Source organism: Tenebrionibacter intestinalis, from assembly GCF_016632365.1.
Lineage (GTDB): Bacteria > Pseudomonadota > Gammaproteobacteria > Enterobacterales > Enterobacteriaceae > Tenebrionibacter > Tenebrionibacter intestinalis.
The window spans coordinates 43,640-57,420 of the sequence record NZ_JAEPBH010000018.1; the positions used below are offsets into that span (position 1 = coordinate 43,640).

A 13,781-nucleotide genomic window follows, 5' to 3' on the forward strand; every position below is an offset into this window, starting at 1 on the left:
CCACCTCAAACAAACAGGCGCGAGATTAGCCAGAAGAGACAGCAGTAAAGCGCCGTATTGAACAACGCTGGATGCCAGACAAAGTCATAAATCCCCGTTGGGGCCAGTAAGCGTCTGACCAGCCAGAACAGCGCCAGAGAGAGAAGTAGCTCAACGAATATCGGTGGGAAAGACAGACCAAACACCACGATAACCGGAAATAAACTCATGTTAATCCTGAAAGAAAGCAGGTAGCCGATTTTTTATATGCCGCGGATTGTCGCGACATAATGGCCGATAACAACCTGGCAAGCGTGCGGCGACGATGTTGTTAGTAATAATATAGTAACGTAACAGTTAACCTGTTATCTATAATGTGTGAACTAAATCACTTTTAAGCCAGAGTGAACAATGGAGAGATTAAAACGGATGTCGGTCTTCGCCAAAGTGGTCGAACACGGCTCCTTTACGGCTGCGGCCCGGCAGTTGCAAATGAGCGTATCGTCCATCAGTCAGACCGTGTCACGGCTGGAGAATGAGCTACAGGTAAAGCTACTCAACCGTAGCACGCGCAGCATTGGCCTTACTGAAGCCGGTAAAATTTATTATCAGGGCTGCCGCAAAATGCTGTATGAAGTACAGGAGGTGCATGAACAGCTCGACGCTTTTAATAATACCCCTACCGGAACGCTGCGCATCGGCAGCTCTTCAACTATGGCGCAAAATGTCCTGGCAGAGATGACGGTTGACATGCTCAGAGAATATCCCGGTCTGACCGTGAATTTGGTTACGGGCATTCCGGCGCCAGACCTGATTGCCGACGGGCTGGATTTAGTTATCCGCGTTGGCGCTTTGCAGGATTCAGGTCTGTTTTCGCGCAAACTCGGGGCTATGCCAATGATAATTTGCGCAGCCAAAAGCTACCTGGCGCAGTACGGGGTGCCGGAAAACCCCGGCGATCTGACCAGGCACAGTTGGCTTGCCTACAGCGTGCTTCCGGATAATGAATTCGAACTGATTGCTCCGCAAGGATTAGCCATCCGCCTTGCGCCTGAAGGGCGCTTTACCACTAACGACCCAATGACGCTGACGCGCTGGATCTCCGCCGGCGCCGGCATTGCCTACGTACCGCTAATGTGGGTTATCGACCAGGTAAATCGGGGCGAGCTGGAAACGCTGCTTCCGCACTATCAGTCCGATCCTCGTCCTGTTTATGCGCTTTATACCGAAAAGGATAAGCTGCCGCTGAAGGTACAGGTATGCATAAATTATCTGGCGGAGTATTTTAATAAGTTCGCGTTGATTTATCAGAATATGCGTGAGGGCAAAGGCGGTATTGAAGAACGGTGATCCCCTTGCAAACACAAGGGGAAACGGGCATCAGGCGGTGCCGCCAACCGTCAGGTTATCCACCCGAAGCGTCGGTTGTCCTACACCAACCGGCAGGCTTTGCCCTTCTTTACCGCAAACGCCTACGCCATTATCCAGACGCAGATCGTTACCTACCATTGAGATTTGCTGCATCGCTTCAATACCGGAGCCAATGAGCGTCGCCCCCTTCACGGGCCTGGTTACTTTACCTTTCTCAATCAGATAGGCCTCGGAGGTAGAGAACACAAATTTACCCGAGGTGATATCCACCTGCCCGCCGCCAAAGTTTGGCGCGAAAATACCGTACTCCACCGACTCGATTATCTCCTGCGGCGTGGATTTCCCGGCCAGCATATAGGTGTTTGTCATACGCGGCATCGGCAGGTGCGCATAGGATTCACGGCGCCCGTTACCGGTTGGCTCAACCCCCATCAGACGCGCGTTAAGCTTGTCCTGCATATAACCTTTCAGCACGCCGTTTTCAATCAGCACGTTGTACTGCCCCGGCACGCCTTCATCGTCAATGGCGAGTGAACCGCGACGGTTCAGCATTGTGCCATCGTCCACTACGGTACACAGCGGCGAGGCGACCCGTTCCCCTACCTGGCCGCTGAACACCGAGGTGCCGCGGCGATTAAAGTCGCCTTCCAGGCCGTGGCCGACCGCTTCATGGAGCAGCACTCCCGGCCAGCCCGCGCCCAACACCACGGGCAGCGTACCGGCCGGCGCCGCAACGGCGTCAAGATTTACCAGCGCCATACGCACCGCCTCTTTCGCCCAGGCATCGGCGCGGACGTCGCCGCCTTCCACTGTTTCAAGAAACCATTCATAGCCAAAACGCCCGCCGCCGCCGCTTGTGCCTCGTTCACGCTTACCCGCCTGCTCAACCTGCACGCTGACCGACAGGCGCACCAGCGGGCGTATATCCGCCGCCAGCGTACCGTCGGTTGCGGCAACCAGAATCAGTTCATACACGCCGGTCAGGCTGGCGTTAACTTCCTGTACGCGGCGATCGGCCGCGCGAGCCGCGGCGTCAACACGCTTAAGAATATCCAGCTTCTCTTCACGGCTCAGGCTGGTAAGCGGGTCAACGGCAGTATAAAGCGATTTATGGGTGACTTCGCCTAGCGTGCGCACACGCCCTTCACCCTGTTCCATAACAATGCTGCGCGCCGCATGGGCGCTCTGCTCAAGCGATTGCAGGCTAATCTGATCGGCGTAGGCAAACCCCGTTTTTTCACCACTGATGGCGCGAACGCCAACCCCCTGATCAATGTTGTATGAACCCTCTTTAATAATGCTGTCTTCCAGCACCCAGGATTCGTGATAGCTGGACTGGAAATAGAGATCGCCATAGTCAAGACGCCGCTCAGACAACTGGCCAAGGATGGAAAACAGATCCTGATGATTCAGGCCATGCGCCCCGAGTAATTGTTCACTAACCAGCTTCAAACTCATTTTTCGTTACTCATTCGTTTATTGACCCGGCAATGGGGTATCTGGTGAGACTGGGATAATCCACCGCTCACGTCAACTTAAAGCGCAAACTCAGATGCTTTTGTTGGTTTATTACTTGCTGCTTGCTCGCGGCTGGCGCAGCACTTCATTAATTTGCGGCCGCTCAATCGGCCCGGTAATACGGTAGCGCAGTACGGAAATTTTGCTCCACAGCGGCCCCAGCACTCTGCTGGCGGCAAACACGGCGGCGCCGACTATAGGATTAATGGCAAACGCCGTCGCCACGCCTACGGTTGCGGAGATTTCCGGCGCAACGACCGCTTCTACGTTCAGTTCGCGCTTCACCAGATTGACCGCCCCTTTCATAGCGATATCCGCCTCCAGCCCATCGATCAACGTATCATCTGTATGTAACACGCCATCCTTAATCCAGGCGGTGCTTCGGATGGCGTCAAAATAGAATCCATCGCTAAACGTATCGCTGAAGTCAAGACGTAGCTTGCGCAACAGCGCATCAAAACTCAGCAGGCGCAGCACTTGCCCGGCGTGCCCGGTGCCGAATTCAGCTATCTGCCCTTTGCCAAAACGGGTACGCACAATTCCGTTCAACGAGGCTTCTTGCGGTTGCCACGGCGCATTTCGCCAGTGTAAATCGTAGTCCACATTAAACGACGCCCCTTGTATGGGGCTACTGGCGCCAAAAAAACTCGCCGCAGCATCAATACGTTTTCCCTGAAGCTGCCCCTTAAGCGACGTGCGCTGTTCACCTTTGCGGTTAACCCACTCCCCCTGCGCGTTAAGCCGGGCAAAGCCGGTATCCAGCACGCCGTTGCTGAGGCTGAGCGTATCTCCCTTTACGGTTAAATCCGCATCGATGCGCCCATATTTTTGCCCCCACAGCCAGCATTGCGCACAACGCAGCGCCAGGTTGGGCCAGCCGCTAAAACTTATCTGCCGGGTCGGCATAAACGGCGTGTTCTTATACGTATCGCCTGGTTTCGCCTGCTCGGGGTTGTAGTAAAGGTAATTGATATCCGCCTGCCAGGGCGCGCTATCGCGCATCATAAGCGTACCGGTAAGCTCGCGTCCCTGAACGCTAACGCGCGTGCCGCCGCTTACCGGCTGCGATACAATGCCAAGGTTATTCCAGCGCTGGCCGCCCAGCATAAGCGCTGGCGTGCGCAGCGTTATCGATTTTGGAAAAAGCACGCTGTCGCGGGACCGCTGCATAGTATCTTGCTGAAATAACGCCAGCCATCCGGCGCCGTCCAGCGGCGGCAGATTCAGTTCCACGCCCGCTTTATCTGGTAACGCAGGCAGCGTTTTACTATCCGTCACCCAAATGGCGCGGTCGAGTCGTAATTTTTCTCCCAGTAGCCAGCGGCTGTTGAAACGACCGCCGTCGCCCGCTTTTGCGATAATATCGACATGCCTGAGATCGCCTTTTGCGGACACGTTGACAGGAAGATTCACACCCGCATTTTTCTCCAGTGGAGAGGGTAACTGACTGCTCACATTTTTCAGTTCGCCGTTTAATGCGACGTTATACGTTGCGCTACCGTGATAGGGCAACGTAATCGCTACCGTCCCCTTCCACGGCACGCTGCCCTTAATCTGCCTGTTCAGCGCCGGCGGCAGCAACCCGGTCGCCGCCGGCTGCCAGTTGCCGTTTAGATTGACGCCCACGTCATACGACGTTGCTCCCTGATGAGTCGTGAAATTCAGGCCGAGCGGCTGATTAAACCAGCGCGCAGTAAGCGACTTACTGGTCAGGTTGCCATTATTGAAGCTAAAATCACCGCTAAGGCGCTCCAGCTTGCTACCAAGCGGCTGAATAAAAAGCGAGTTTTGGCGTAGCATAACGTCGCCTTTCGCAGTAACTTTTTCGCCATTTAACGGAATATCAAGATGTAAGCGAGCGCTCACATCCCCATCAATCTGGAGTTCATTAAGGGTGGCCCCCAGCGAATCACGCAGCGGCGTTTGCCGGAAATAAGGCCCGATCGCCCGCCCCGGTCCGCGTATATCAGCATCAATCCGCAGCTTCCTGCGCGCATAATCAGAAATAGCCGCCACAAGATTTGTTGCTTTCACATCGCCAAGCATCGCTTCCGGCGCTTTCATCCACAGCGCGTCGTTCAAAAAATCCAGTTCAATATCCAGATTTTTTAACGCGGGCCATTCGGGCTGGAAAGCAAAGGTGGCGTTACGCAGCGGCGCCAGCACTTCAAACTGCCCTTCATTGTGTTTATAAGGAAACAGGTGAGGATTACCGTTGTAAACCAATGTGGCATTGTCCACCTGACCGCCTTTGATTGCGCCGCTCAGATAACCCACCAGCGTTTCGCCCATCAGGTTTTCCGGAAAGTAGCGCCATGCCTGGCTGGCGTCAGCGGTGCGAACGCCGGCAAGTATGCTCAGCCAGGGCGCCCCCCCCTTTGGCTGGAGATAGCGAAAACTGCCATTAGCCCATAACGCTTTCGCCTGCACATCAATACGTTTCCCCGACAGGCTGAACCCCTCATTTATATCGTTGCGCCAGTCGAGCGTTGCACTCCCTGCGGCAATGTCCAGCGGTGCGGGAAATACGCCGCTATATGGCATACGCGCACCACGCATCGTAAGCACAAGTCGGCCGTTTTCCAGGCTGCCAGCGACATTACCCGCAAGATGCTCTACGCCAGGCAGCAGCTTCCACTGTCGCCAGGCGATATCCTGCCATCGCCCCTGAAGGCGGGTCTTTTCCGGCTGCTGTAGCGGGATATCCAGCGCCAGCGCCTCAATCTTTCCCTGAGGCTGCATTGTGCGCCACACGCCGCTCGCTTCAGGTGCGAACTTTTCCGCCACCGGCAGCAAAGGCAGCAGCATCGCCAGTTCCACATTGCTGGCGCGCACGCGCAGCTCTTCGCTGCGTACGCCGCCGGGGCCGCCGGCCTCACGCTCAGGCAGCCAGCCGAGCGTTAACGCCCCCTTCGGCCACTTAAGCCCATCTATCTCAATACGGGTATCCGGGATCGCAATCTGCCAGCCATCAATAATCCTGCTAACGTGTGCGGTAAGGTTGTCTACGGAAAGCCGGTGCGTGCGGCCATCGCCGGGCCAGGTCGCACCGCCCTGTTTAAGCAATAAGTCGCCGCCGCCAGGCCTGCCGCCTTCCACCGTCATCCAGCCCTGCAGGCTAAAGCGCGCATGGCTGAGCTTAACTTTTTCATTCATCCAGCGGCTAAGCCACGGGGTAACGTCAACATCATCCGCCTGCATCCAGATCGTGCCATTGCTGAGCAGCCCCTGATCATCACGCAGATCCATACGCATACGCACAACGCCATGCTGCCCATTAAAGGTTGACAGGCTAATTTGCCCCTCGGCGCGATGGCGGCGATGAGTGTTCAGCCAGGTCAGTTGAGGAATAGCAAGACTGGCCCGTTGTCCGGAGGGCGTGACAAAGCTAACGGCGCTGTCACGCAGGTCAAAGTGATCAAACTGATTCAGAAACAGATCGACAATGCGATCCGGCTCAATGTTATCCCCGTTATTCTTTACCAGCGGCGCGTTAAGGCGCATCCGCATCTGATAAAAAGTGAGATCGCGAAACTGCCAGCGCAGGTGAAGAAGGCTTTGCCAGATATCCAGCGCCAGCGTAACGCGCTGCACTTCCAGGCTTCCGCCATCTTTAAGGCCGGTCTGCAAATTTCGCACATCAAGCGTTGGTCCGAAATTTCGCCAGGCGGCATTAACGCGCCCGACAGATACCGGCACGCCAGCGGCCTGCTCGATTTTTTCAACCAGCGCAGGCCGCCAGGTATCCAGGTGCGGCAACAGCAGGCGCAGCCCGCTCACCAGCAGTGCGACAATAACAATTAGCGTTGCGCCTATGAGTAGCAGTATACCCGGCAGTCGCCTCACCTTTATACTCCTTGTCAGCGGCCGCGCCGCAGCTACATCATGACGACGTCAAACTGCTCCTGGTTGTAGAGCGGTTCAATTTGAACTTTCACCTGCTTGCCAACGAAGATTTCAACTTCAGCCAGCGCGTGGGACTCCTCTCCCTTAAGCGCTTCAGCGACGGTGGGAGAAGCATAGACCAGAAAACGATCGGTATCATAAGCGTGGTGTACGCGTACTATTTCTCGCATAATCTCATAGCAGACGGTTTCCACCGATTTTACCGTTCCACGACCGTGGCAAGTGGGGCATTCATGGCACAGAACATGTTCCACGCTTTCGCGGGTGCGCTTGCGCGTCATCTCCACCAGCCCCAGCGCTGAAAAGCCATTAATGCTGGTTTTTACGCGATCTTTACTCAGCGCCTGCTCCAGAGAATGCAGCACGCGCCGACGATGATCGTCATTCCCCATATCAATAAAGTCGATGATGATAATACCGCCCAGATTACGCAAACGTAACTGGCGGGCGATGGCCTGCGTGGCTTCAATGTTGGTATTGAATATTGTGTCATCAAGATTGCGGTGCCCAACAAACGCGCCGGTGTTGATATCGACGGTCGTCATCGCTTCTGTCTGATCGATAATCAGATAGCCGCCTGATTTCAGTTCAACTTTTCGCTCCAGCGCACGCTGAATCTCATTTTCGACATCGTAAAGATCGAAAATGGGCTGATAGCCGCTATAGTGCTCAAGTTTATTCGCCATATCAGGTATATACTCGGCGGTAAACTCCAGCAGCATATCGTAAGTCAGGCGCGAATCGACACGGATGCGATCCAGGGATGCGTCGGCAAAATCGCGCAGCACACGCTGCGCTAATGCCAGTTCACCGTAGAGCTTGCACCGCGTCTGGTTACGTTTTTTACGCTCCATCACTTTATGCCAGACGCGCTTAAGATACGCGGCATCCGAACTTAGCTCTTTAGCGCTAACGCCTTCGGCTGCGGTACGAATGATAAAACCACCCTGCTCATCACAATATTCGGCAACGATCTGCTTAAGCCTTTCGCGCTCTTCTTCTCCCTCAATGCGTTGGGAAACGCCGACGTGAGAGGCGCCCGGCATAAAAACCAGATAGCGCGACGGCAGCGTGATATCAGTAGTAAGTCTTGCGCCCTTAGTGCCAAGGGGGTCCTTAACCACCTGCACCATAAGATCCTGCCCCTGGCGCACCAACTGAGAAATATCACGCACGGTAAAATTTTTTTGCTCATCTCCGGCCACGCATTCGGTATGGGGCATGATATCGGAGGCGTGCAAAAAGGCGGCCTTATCGAGGCCAATATCTACAAATGCCGCCTGCATACCCGGCAGGACCCGGCTAATACGACCTTTGTAGATATTGCCTACAATACCCCGCCGCGCTTCACGCTCAATATGAATTTCCTGTAGCGTCCCTCCGTCAATGTACGCAACCCGCGTCTCCGACGGGGTAATATTTACCAACAATTCAGCCGTCATTTTGTCCCCATTCATCACGCAGCGCGTGAAAATTGCGCAGCAGCTCCCAGGTTTCTACCAGCGGCAAACCGACAACAGCATGATAGCTGCCGTTTATTGTTCTGACAAAACAGCCGCCGACGCCCTGAATGCCATACGCGCCCGCCTTATCCAGCGGCTCGCCGCTGGCGACGTAATCGGCAATATCCTGCTCCGACAACGTGCGAAAAGTCACTTCCGTTATCACCAGGCAATCCAGCATTCGCTTTCTGTCGGCAATAGCTACCGCCGTCATAACCCGATGCGTCTGGCCGGACAAACGACGCAGCATGGCAGACGCGTGCTCCGCATCACGAGGTTTTTCAAACACTTCATCGTTAAGAACAACGAGGGTATCGGCACCGAGTACCGGCAAGTCGCGCCCGGCAAGCGCCACGCCGGCTCGCGCTTTATCCTGCGCCAGACGCAAAACGTACTGCTGAGCGGTTTCACCGGCATGCCGAACCTCTTCCACACCCGGTATGACGTGCGTAAACGATACGCCAAGCTGCCTGAGCAGCGCCTGACGTCGGGGGGATCCAGAAGCAAGCAGGATATCGATCATGGGCGCCTTATTGTACGGAGAACTGCTGGCGAATCTTACGCATCAGCAGAAAAAGCCACGGCCAGAGCACCCCGTTTACCAGGCTGCTCCAGAAAACTTCCGGGCGGAATGAAACATTGATCACCAAAAACTCGGCCCAGAACACAATCACGTCAGCAGCCAGAGAGAGCACCATAACCAGCAGCGCCTGTTGCCAGAGCGCGAGATTGCGCACCAGTTGGAATTTGAGCGCCACCAGCCAGGCAACAATGCTGATTGCCAGGGCGCGCACGCCCAGCGTTGAACCGCTAATCAGATCCAGAATGCCGCCCAGCAGAAACCCCGTGCCCACGTTAATCCGATGCGGCAGCGCCAGGATCCAGTAGATCAGAATCAACAGCACCCAGTTAGGCCGGAACACAATAATTTTGTCCGGCCAGGGCATTATCTGGAGCAGTAATGCAATCAAAAAGGAGAGCCAGATAACCCAGCGCCCCTGGCTACGATAGCTCGCCACTAGCGGCCTCCCTGCGGCGCAGACGGCGCCGGGCTCGCCGCAGGCGCGGGCAATGTCCGCGCCTCCTCTGCGGGGGACGCCGCCATACCGGTTGCCGGCGCCGGAATGGGCGCAGGCGGCCCCATCGTATTTGGTGCAGGCAACACCTGAGGCATCATCTGCATCAGGCGCTCATTGGCAACGCGATGCACTTCTTCCGGGGTCATAGGATTAAGGCCTTCACGGTCAGCGCCCCACAAAAGCAGCAAATAGCGTAAACGCTGCAGGCCTGCGGTCGGGCGCGCCTGAATAACGGTATAGGCACGTTGGTTATCCACGCGCACAGACGATACCACGCCAACCGGATATCCCTCCGGGAAGCGCCCGCCAAGGCCGGACGTGACCAGCACATCCCCGACGCGAATGTCGGTATTCGCAGGCAGGTGTTCTAACTGAAGATCGTCCGTACAGCCGTTACCGGCAGCAATCACGCGGATATCGTTACGCAATACCTGAATCGGCAATGCGTGGGTCGCATCGCAAATCAGCAGCACCCGGCTGGTCAGCTTAGCGACAGCAACGACCTGGCCGACCACGCCTTTGTCGCTAATGACCGGCTGGCCTTCATAAACGCCGTTCACGCTGCCTTTATCGATCACAACCTGATCGCTGTAAGGATCGTTGACAGTAGAAATAACCTGCGTGACCATCTTCTGCTCGTCCTGACGCAGCGGCGAACCCAGCAATTCGCGCAAGCGCGCGTTTTCCTGGCGATACTGTCCCAGCATCATCAGCTCGCTGTTCTTCAGCAGCAGTTCCTGGCGCAGCGCCCGGTTTTCTTTTTCCAGACGATCCCGAGTAGAGAGCGACAAAGACACGCTGTCGAGAAGTTCACGTGGACCGTTTGAAATAAAATAGAAAGGGCTGACGGCCGTATCCATATACGTTCGGATTTGGCTGAACGTACCAAGACGGCTGTCGGCAATAATCACGCCAAGCGCCACCACTACCGCCAGAATGAGGCGAATTTGCAGCGATGGGCCACGGCTAAAAATCGGCTTCATAGACTGTGTGTTTCCCGAATTCGGAAAAGGGGGCCGACGCCCCCTTCCTGCAGCGACAAATTACTCTTCGCTGAACAAGTCACCGCCGTGCATATCGATCATTTCCAGCGCTTTTCCGCCGCCGCGCGCCACACAGGTCAGCGGATCTTCTGCGACAACGACCGGGATACCCGTTTCTTCCATCAGTAACCTGTCGAGATTACGCAGCAGCGCGCCGCCGCCGGTCAACACCATACCGCGTTCGGAGATATCAGAGGCCAGTTCCGGAGGGCACTGCTCCAGCGCAACCATAACGGCGCTGACGATACCCGTAAGCGGCTCCTGCAACGCTTCAAGGATTTCATTCGAGTTCAGGGTGAAACCGCGCGGTACGCCTTCGGCCAGGTTACGCCCACGCACTTCGATTTCACGTACTTCATCCCCCGGATAGGCGGAACCGATTTCGTGCTTAATGCGCTCGGCAGTCGCCTCTCCGATAAGCGAACCGTAGTTGCGACGCACATAATTGATAATGGCTTCATCAAAACGGTCACCGCCGATGCGTACAGACGAAGAGTAGACAACGCCGTTCAGGGAGATAACCGCCACTTCCGTTGTACCGCCGCCGATATCCACTACCATAGAGCCGGTCGCTTCTGAAACCGGCAGACCCGCGCCGATCGCGGCCGCCATCGGTTCTTCAATCAGAAAAACCTCGCGGGCGCCGGCGCCCTGAGCGGATTCGCGAATAGCGCGACGTTCGACCTGGGTTGCGCCCACCGGCACACAGACCAACACGCGCGGGCTTGGGCGCATAAAGCTATTGCTGTGAACCTGTTTGATGAAGTGTTGCAGCATTTTTTCAGTAACGAAGAAATCGGCGATAACGCCGTCTTTCATCGGACGAATAGCGGCAATATTGCCAGGCGTACGGCCCAGCATCTGCTTTGCATCGTGGCCAACGGCCGCTACGCTCTTGGGAGAACCTGCGCGATCCTGGCGAATAGCAACCACTGAGGGTTCGTTCAGTACGATGCCTTGTCCTTTAACATAGATGAGGGTATTCGCGGTACCCAGGTCAATGGACAGGTCATTAGAAAACATGCCACGAAATTTTTTAAACATACTAAGGGATAATCCTGAAAGCTGGGGCGGAAAACAAAATCCGCTTACTTTACCAACCACGCGAAGCAGCGACAAGGCGCAAAAACGTTCTGCTTCGGTGAAAAATAGTACGGCTCATTTCACCCGTTACATTCGCTACACACACGCATCGCCATAAAGACGGAGAAAACGGTGTTATGGGCGCAGCTTCTTGTGTCCTGTAACTATGGGATGCAACGAACCCGTGTTATTTAATACTGCGATATCGCCGGCAGGCGTAACGCCCCCTTGTGATGCAGCGCGCAACATTCTACGTGAAAACCAGTTAAACAACAGGTTAAACAGGGTATCTGTGTGAATATTTTTTCACGTTGCTGTCAAGCGGGCGAGGGCCGACAAAGAAATCGCCCTGCGCGCCGGAAACGCCCTTCTCAATCAACGCCAGCCACTCGCCGCGAGTATGCGTCCCCACGCCCATGACTCGGGTGCGGGTACCGCTACAGGCTTCCACCAGGCTTCCGACCAGAAGCTGATTTTCGGTACGCCTGTCGATATTACGAACAAGCGCCGGATGCAGCTTAATCAGTTCCGGGTCAAACGCCTGAATATATGCCGTGCTGACCAGCGTCAGGCCCGCCTGGGTGATGACGATGCGCGGCCCCAGCGCTTTTATCAGACGAATCACTGGCTGTAACGAGCTGATGTGTTGACAAACATCTGCCTCAGCAAGTTCAAAAAGAATTCGATTTCTGAGCAATTTTTCATTTTGCATAAGCGTATCGCGCAGCCAGCGTTGGAATGGACGATGCAACAGCGACGCTACGGTTACCGGAATCGCCAGCGACTCTTCCGGCCAGTACCGCAGCAGTGGAATAATGCGCGAAATCAACAGGCGATCGTACTGCTCCGCCAGGCCAAACTGCTGCACCAGCGGCATATATTCAGCAGGCATGACCTCCTGCTCGCCGTCGATCATGCGACACATAATTTCACGGTGATGAACCAGCCCATCGCGCATAACCGCAGGCTTCTGATACAGGCGAGGTCCGCCGCGGCGCATCATATCTTCAAGCATTGTGCGCCACTTAACATTTCCGCGCCCTTTGTCCGGCTGCGCCAGACTGTAGACCGCCCAGCCGTTGCTCCCCTGCAGCGTCGCGCTACGCGCCGCCTCTTCAGCGTGCTCCATCACCTGATCCACCGTCTGGCCGCTACTCCAGGTACAAATGCCGATATGCAGCATATCGTGTCTGTCGAGCATGCGGGTGTGCGGGAGCGCATCCAGCGAATTGAGCAACTGGCTGGCGATGCCGTCCGCCTCTCTTAACGTACTGTGCGGCAGCAATACGGCAAAATCGCTCTGGAAGTATCGCGCCAGCAGCGCGCCCGGGTAGCGAGTGATAAATGTTGAAAGCAGATTAATAAGCGAATCAAGATACTCTTCAACCGCGTTACGCCCCCACGTCTCGCCCAGGATGTCAAAGTCCGGCAAACGCAGCATCATCACAATACCGTGCGCCCCAACATGCTCGCGGTCTTCAAGCAGTGTGGCAAGCTGGCTTTCAAAAAACAGGCGGTTATTCAGGCCGGTCTGGGCATCCTGCGCGGCATAGGAGCGAATTAGCGTGCCTACACGGCTACGCTGCTCACTGGCATGCTGCAGCTCTTTTAACAACATATCCAATGCCCTGCTGCTGTGAGCAGGCCATTCATTTGTCGCGCCTAAAACCTCCGAACCTCTTTCTCCGTTAAGGATGCGCGCGGCGCGATTATCCATCTGCTCAAGCCCGATAAACTGCCGCCTTATCCAGCGAGAGGTCAGCAACACCATCGCTATCATAAAAATAATCGCGATGGACAGCGGCGCCGTGGTCACCAGCGAGTGAAAATAATCGTTAATAGGATCGCGATAAACCACTTCAACGGTAAAGCTGGGATGTTTAAGCAGACGCGCGGTGCGCGTGCGTATAATGTACTGCTGTCTGGTCTTCAGATAACCCGACGGCATTTCATAATCCAACACCACGGTTTTGCCGGATAAAACAGTAAGGCGAGAGATATCCAGCGGCAGCATCACGACATAAAGCCGCTCGCCCAGTTTTTCAGGCGAATGGGTGAGCAAATCTATATCCACCAGCGTCATTATAGCGTCCATACGCTGCGCGACCTTCCCGTGAACAGACTGATAGAAACTCCATGAAGCGCCCAACAAGGTGATAAATACCGCAATTCCCGTCAGCATAGCCGCAAAGGCAGTAATTCTCGTCGTTAAGCGCATCCTTGTGTTAACTCCGTCGGAAAGTTGGCCAGTGGCACCTCAAAACGCGCCAACACAGGCCCGCAGGCTTAAAGTGAGCGCT

At 55.4% G+C, this 13,781-nt stretch carries 10 protein-coding genes; 1 reads left to right on the plus strand and 9 read right to left on the minus strand.

Annotated features, from left to right (window positions below):
- Window positions 1-5: 5 nt before the first annotated feature.
- Window positions 6-209, minus strand: coding sequence for a p-hydroxybenzoic acid efflux pump operon protein AaeX (gene aaeX, locus JJB97_RS08500; protein WP_238713598.1), 204 nt, complete (start codon window positions 207-209; stop codon window positions 6-8).
- Between the two features lie 181 nt (window positions 210-390).
- Between aaeX and aaeR the strand changes: the two genes are divergently transcribed.
- On the plus strand, window positions 391-1,329 hold the full coding sequence (aaeR, locus tag JJB97_RS08505) for an HTH-type transcriptional activator AaeR (RefSeq protein WP_238713599.1): 939 nt from the start codon (window positions 391-393) through the stop codon (window positions 1,327-1,329).
- A gap of 30 nt (window positions 1,330-1,359) precedes the next feature.
- Here the strand turns inward: aaeR and tldD are convergent, their stop codons facing one another.
- From tldD to csrD, 8 genes are all read right to left on the minus strand, one after another.
- Entirely contained in the window at window positions 1,360-2,808 is a 1,449-nt protein-coding gene (tldD, locus tag JJB97_RS08510) for a metalloprotease TldD (RefSeq protein WP_238713600.1), read from the minus strand.
- 111 nt (window positions 2,809-2,919) lie between these two features.
- The gene (gene yhdP, locus JJB97_RS08515) at window positions 2,920-6,714 is read right to left on the minus strand and encodes an AsmA2 domain-containing protein YhdP (protein WP_238713601.1); all 3,795 of its coding nucleotides are present in this window, start codon (window positions 6,712-6,714) and stop codon (window positions 2,920-2,922) included.
- A gap of 32 nt (window positions 6,715-6,746) precedes the next feature.
- Window positions 6,747-8,216, minus strand: coding sequence for a ribonuclease G (rng, locus tag JJB97_RS08520; protein WP_238713602.1), 1,470 nt, complete (start codon window positions 8,214-8,216; stop codon window positions 6,747-6,749).
- The gene (locus JJB97_RS08525; RefSeq protein WP_238713603.1) at window positions 8,206-8,799 is read right to left on the minus strand and encodes a Maf family protein; all 594 of its coding nucleotides are present in this window, start codon (window positions 8,797-8,799) and stop codon (window positions 8,206-8,208) included. Before JJB97_RS08525 ends, rng begins: the two co-directional genes overlap by 11 nt.
- Before the next feature lie 7 nt (window positions 8,800-8,806).
- Window positions 8,807-9,295: a rod shape-determining protein MreD gene (gene mreD, locus JJB97_RS08530; protein WP_238713604.1), complete on the minus strand. Its 489-nt coding sequence runs from the start codon at window positions 9,293-9,295 to the stop codon at window positions 8,807-8,809.
- Entirely contained in the window at window positions 9,295-10,338 is a 1,044-nt protein-coding gene (gene mreC, locus JJB97_RS08535; protein WP_238713605.1) for a rod shape-determining protein MreC, read from the minus strand. The genes mreD and mreC overlap by 1 nt, the downstream gene beginning before the upstream one ends.
- Before the next feature lie 60 nt (window positions 10,339-10,398).
- Complete coding sequence (mreB, locus tag JJB97_RS08540) at window positions 10,399-11,442, minus strand: rod shape-determining protein MreB (protein ID WP_003855260.1); 1,044 nt, start codon at window positions 11,440-11,442, stop codon at window positions 10,399-10,401.
- Window positions 11,443-11,758: 316 nt separating this feature from the next.
- On the minus strand, window positions 11,759-13,699 hold the full coding sequence (gene csrD / locus JJB97_RS08545) for an RNase E specificity factor CsrD (protein ID WP_238713606.1): 1,941 nt from the start codon (window positions 13,697-13,699) through the stop codon (window positions 11,759-11,761).
- Window positions 13,700-13,781 lie beyond the last annotated feature (82 nt).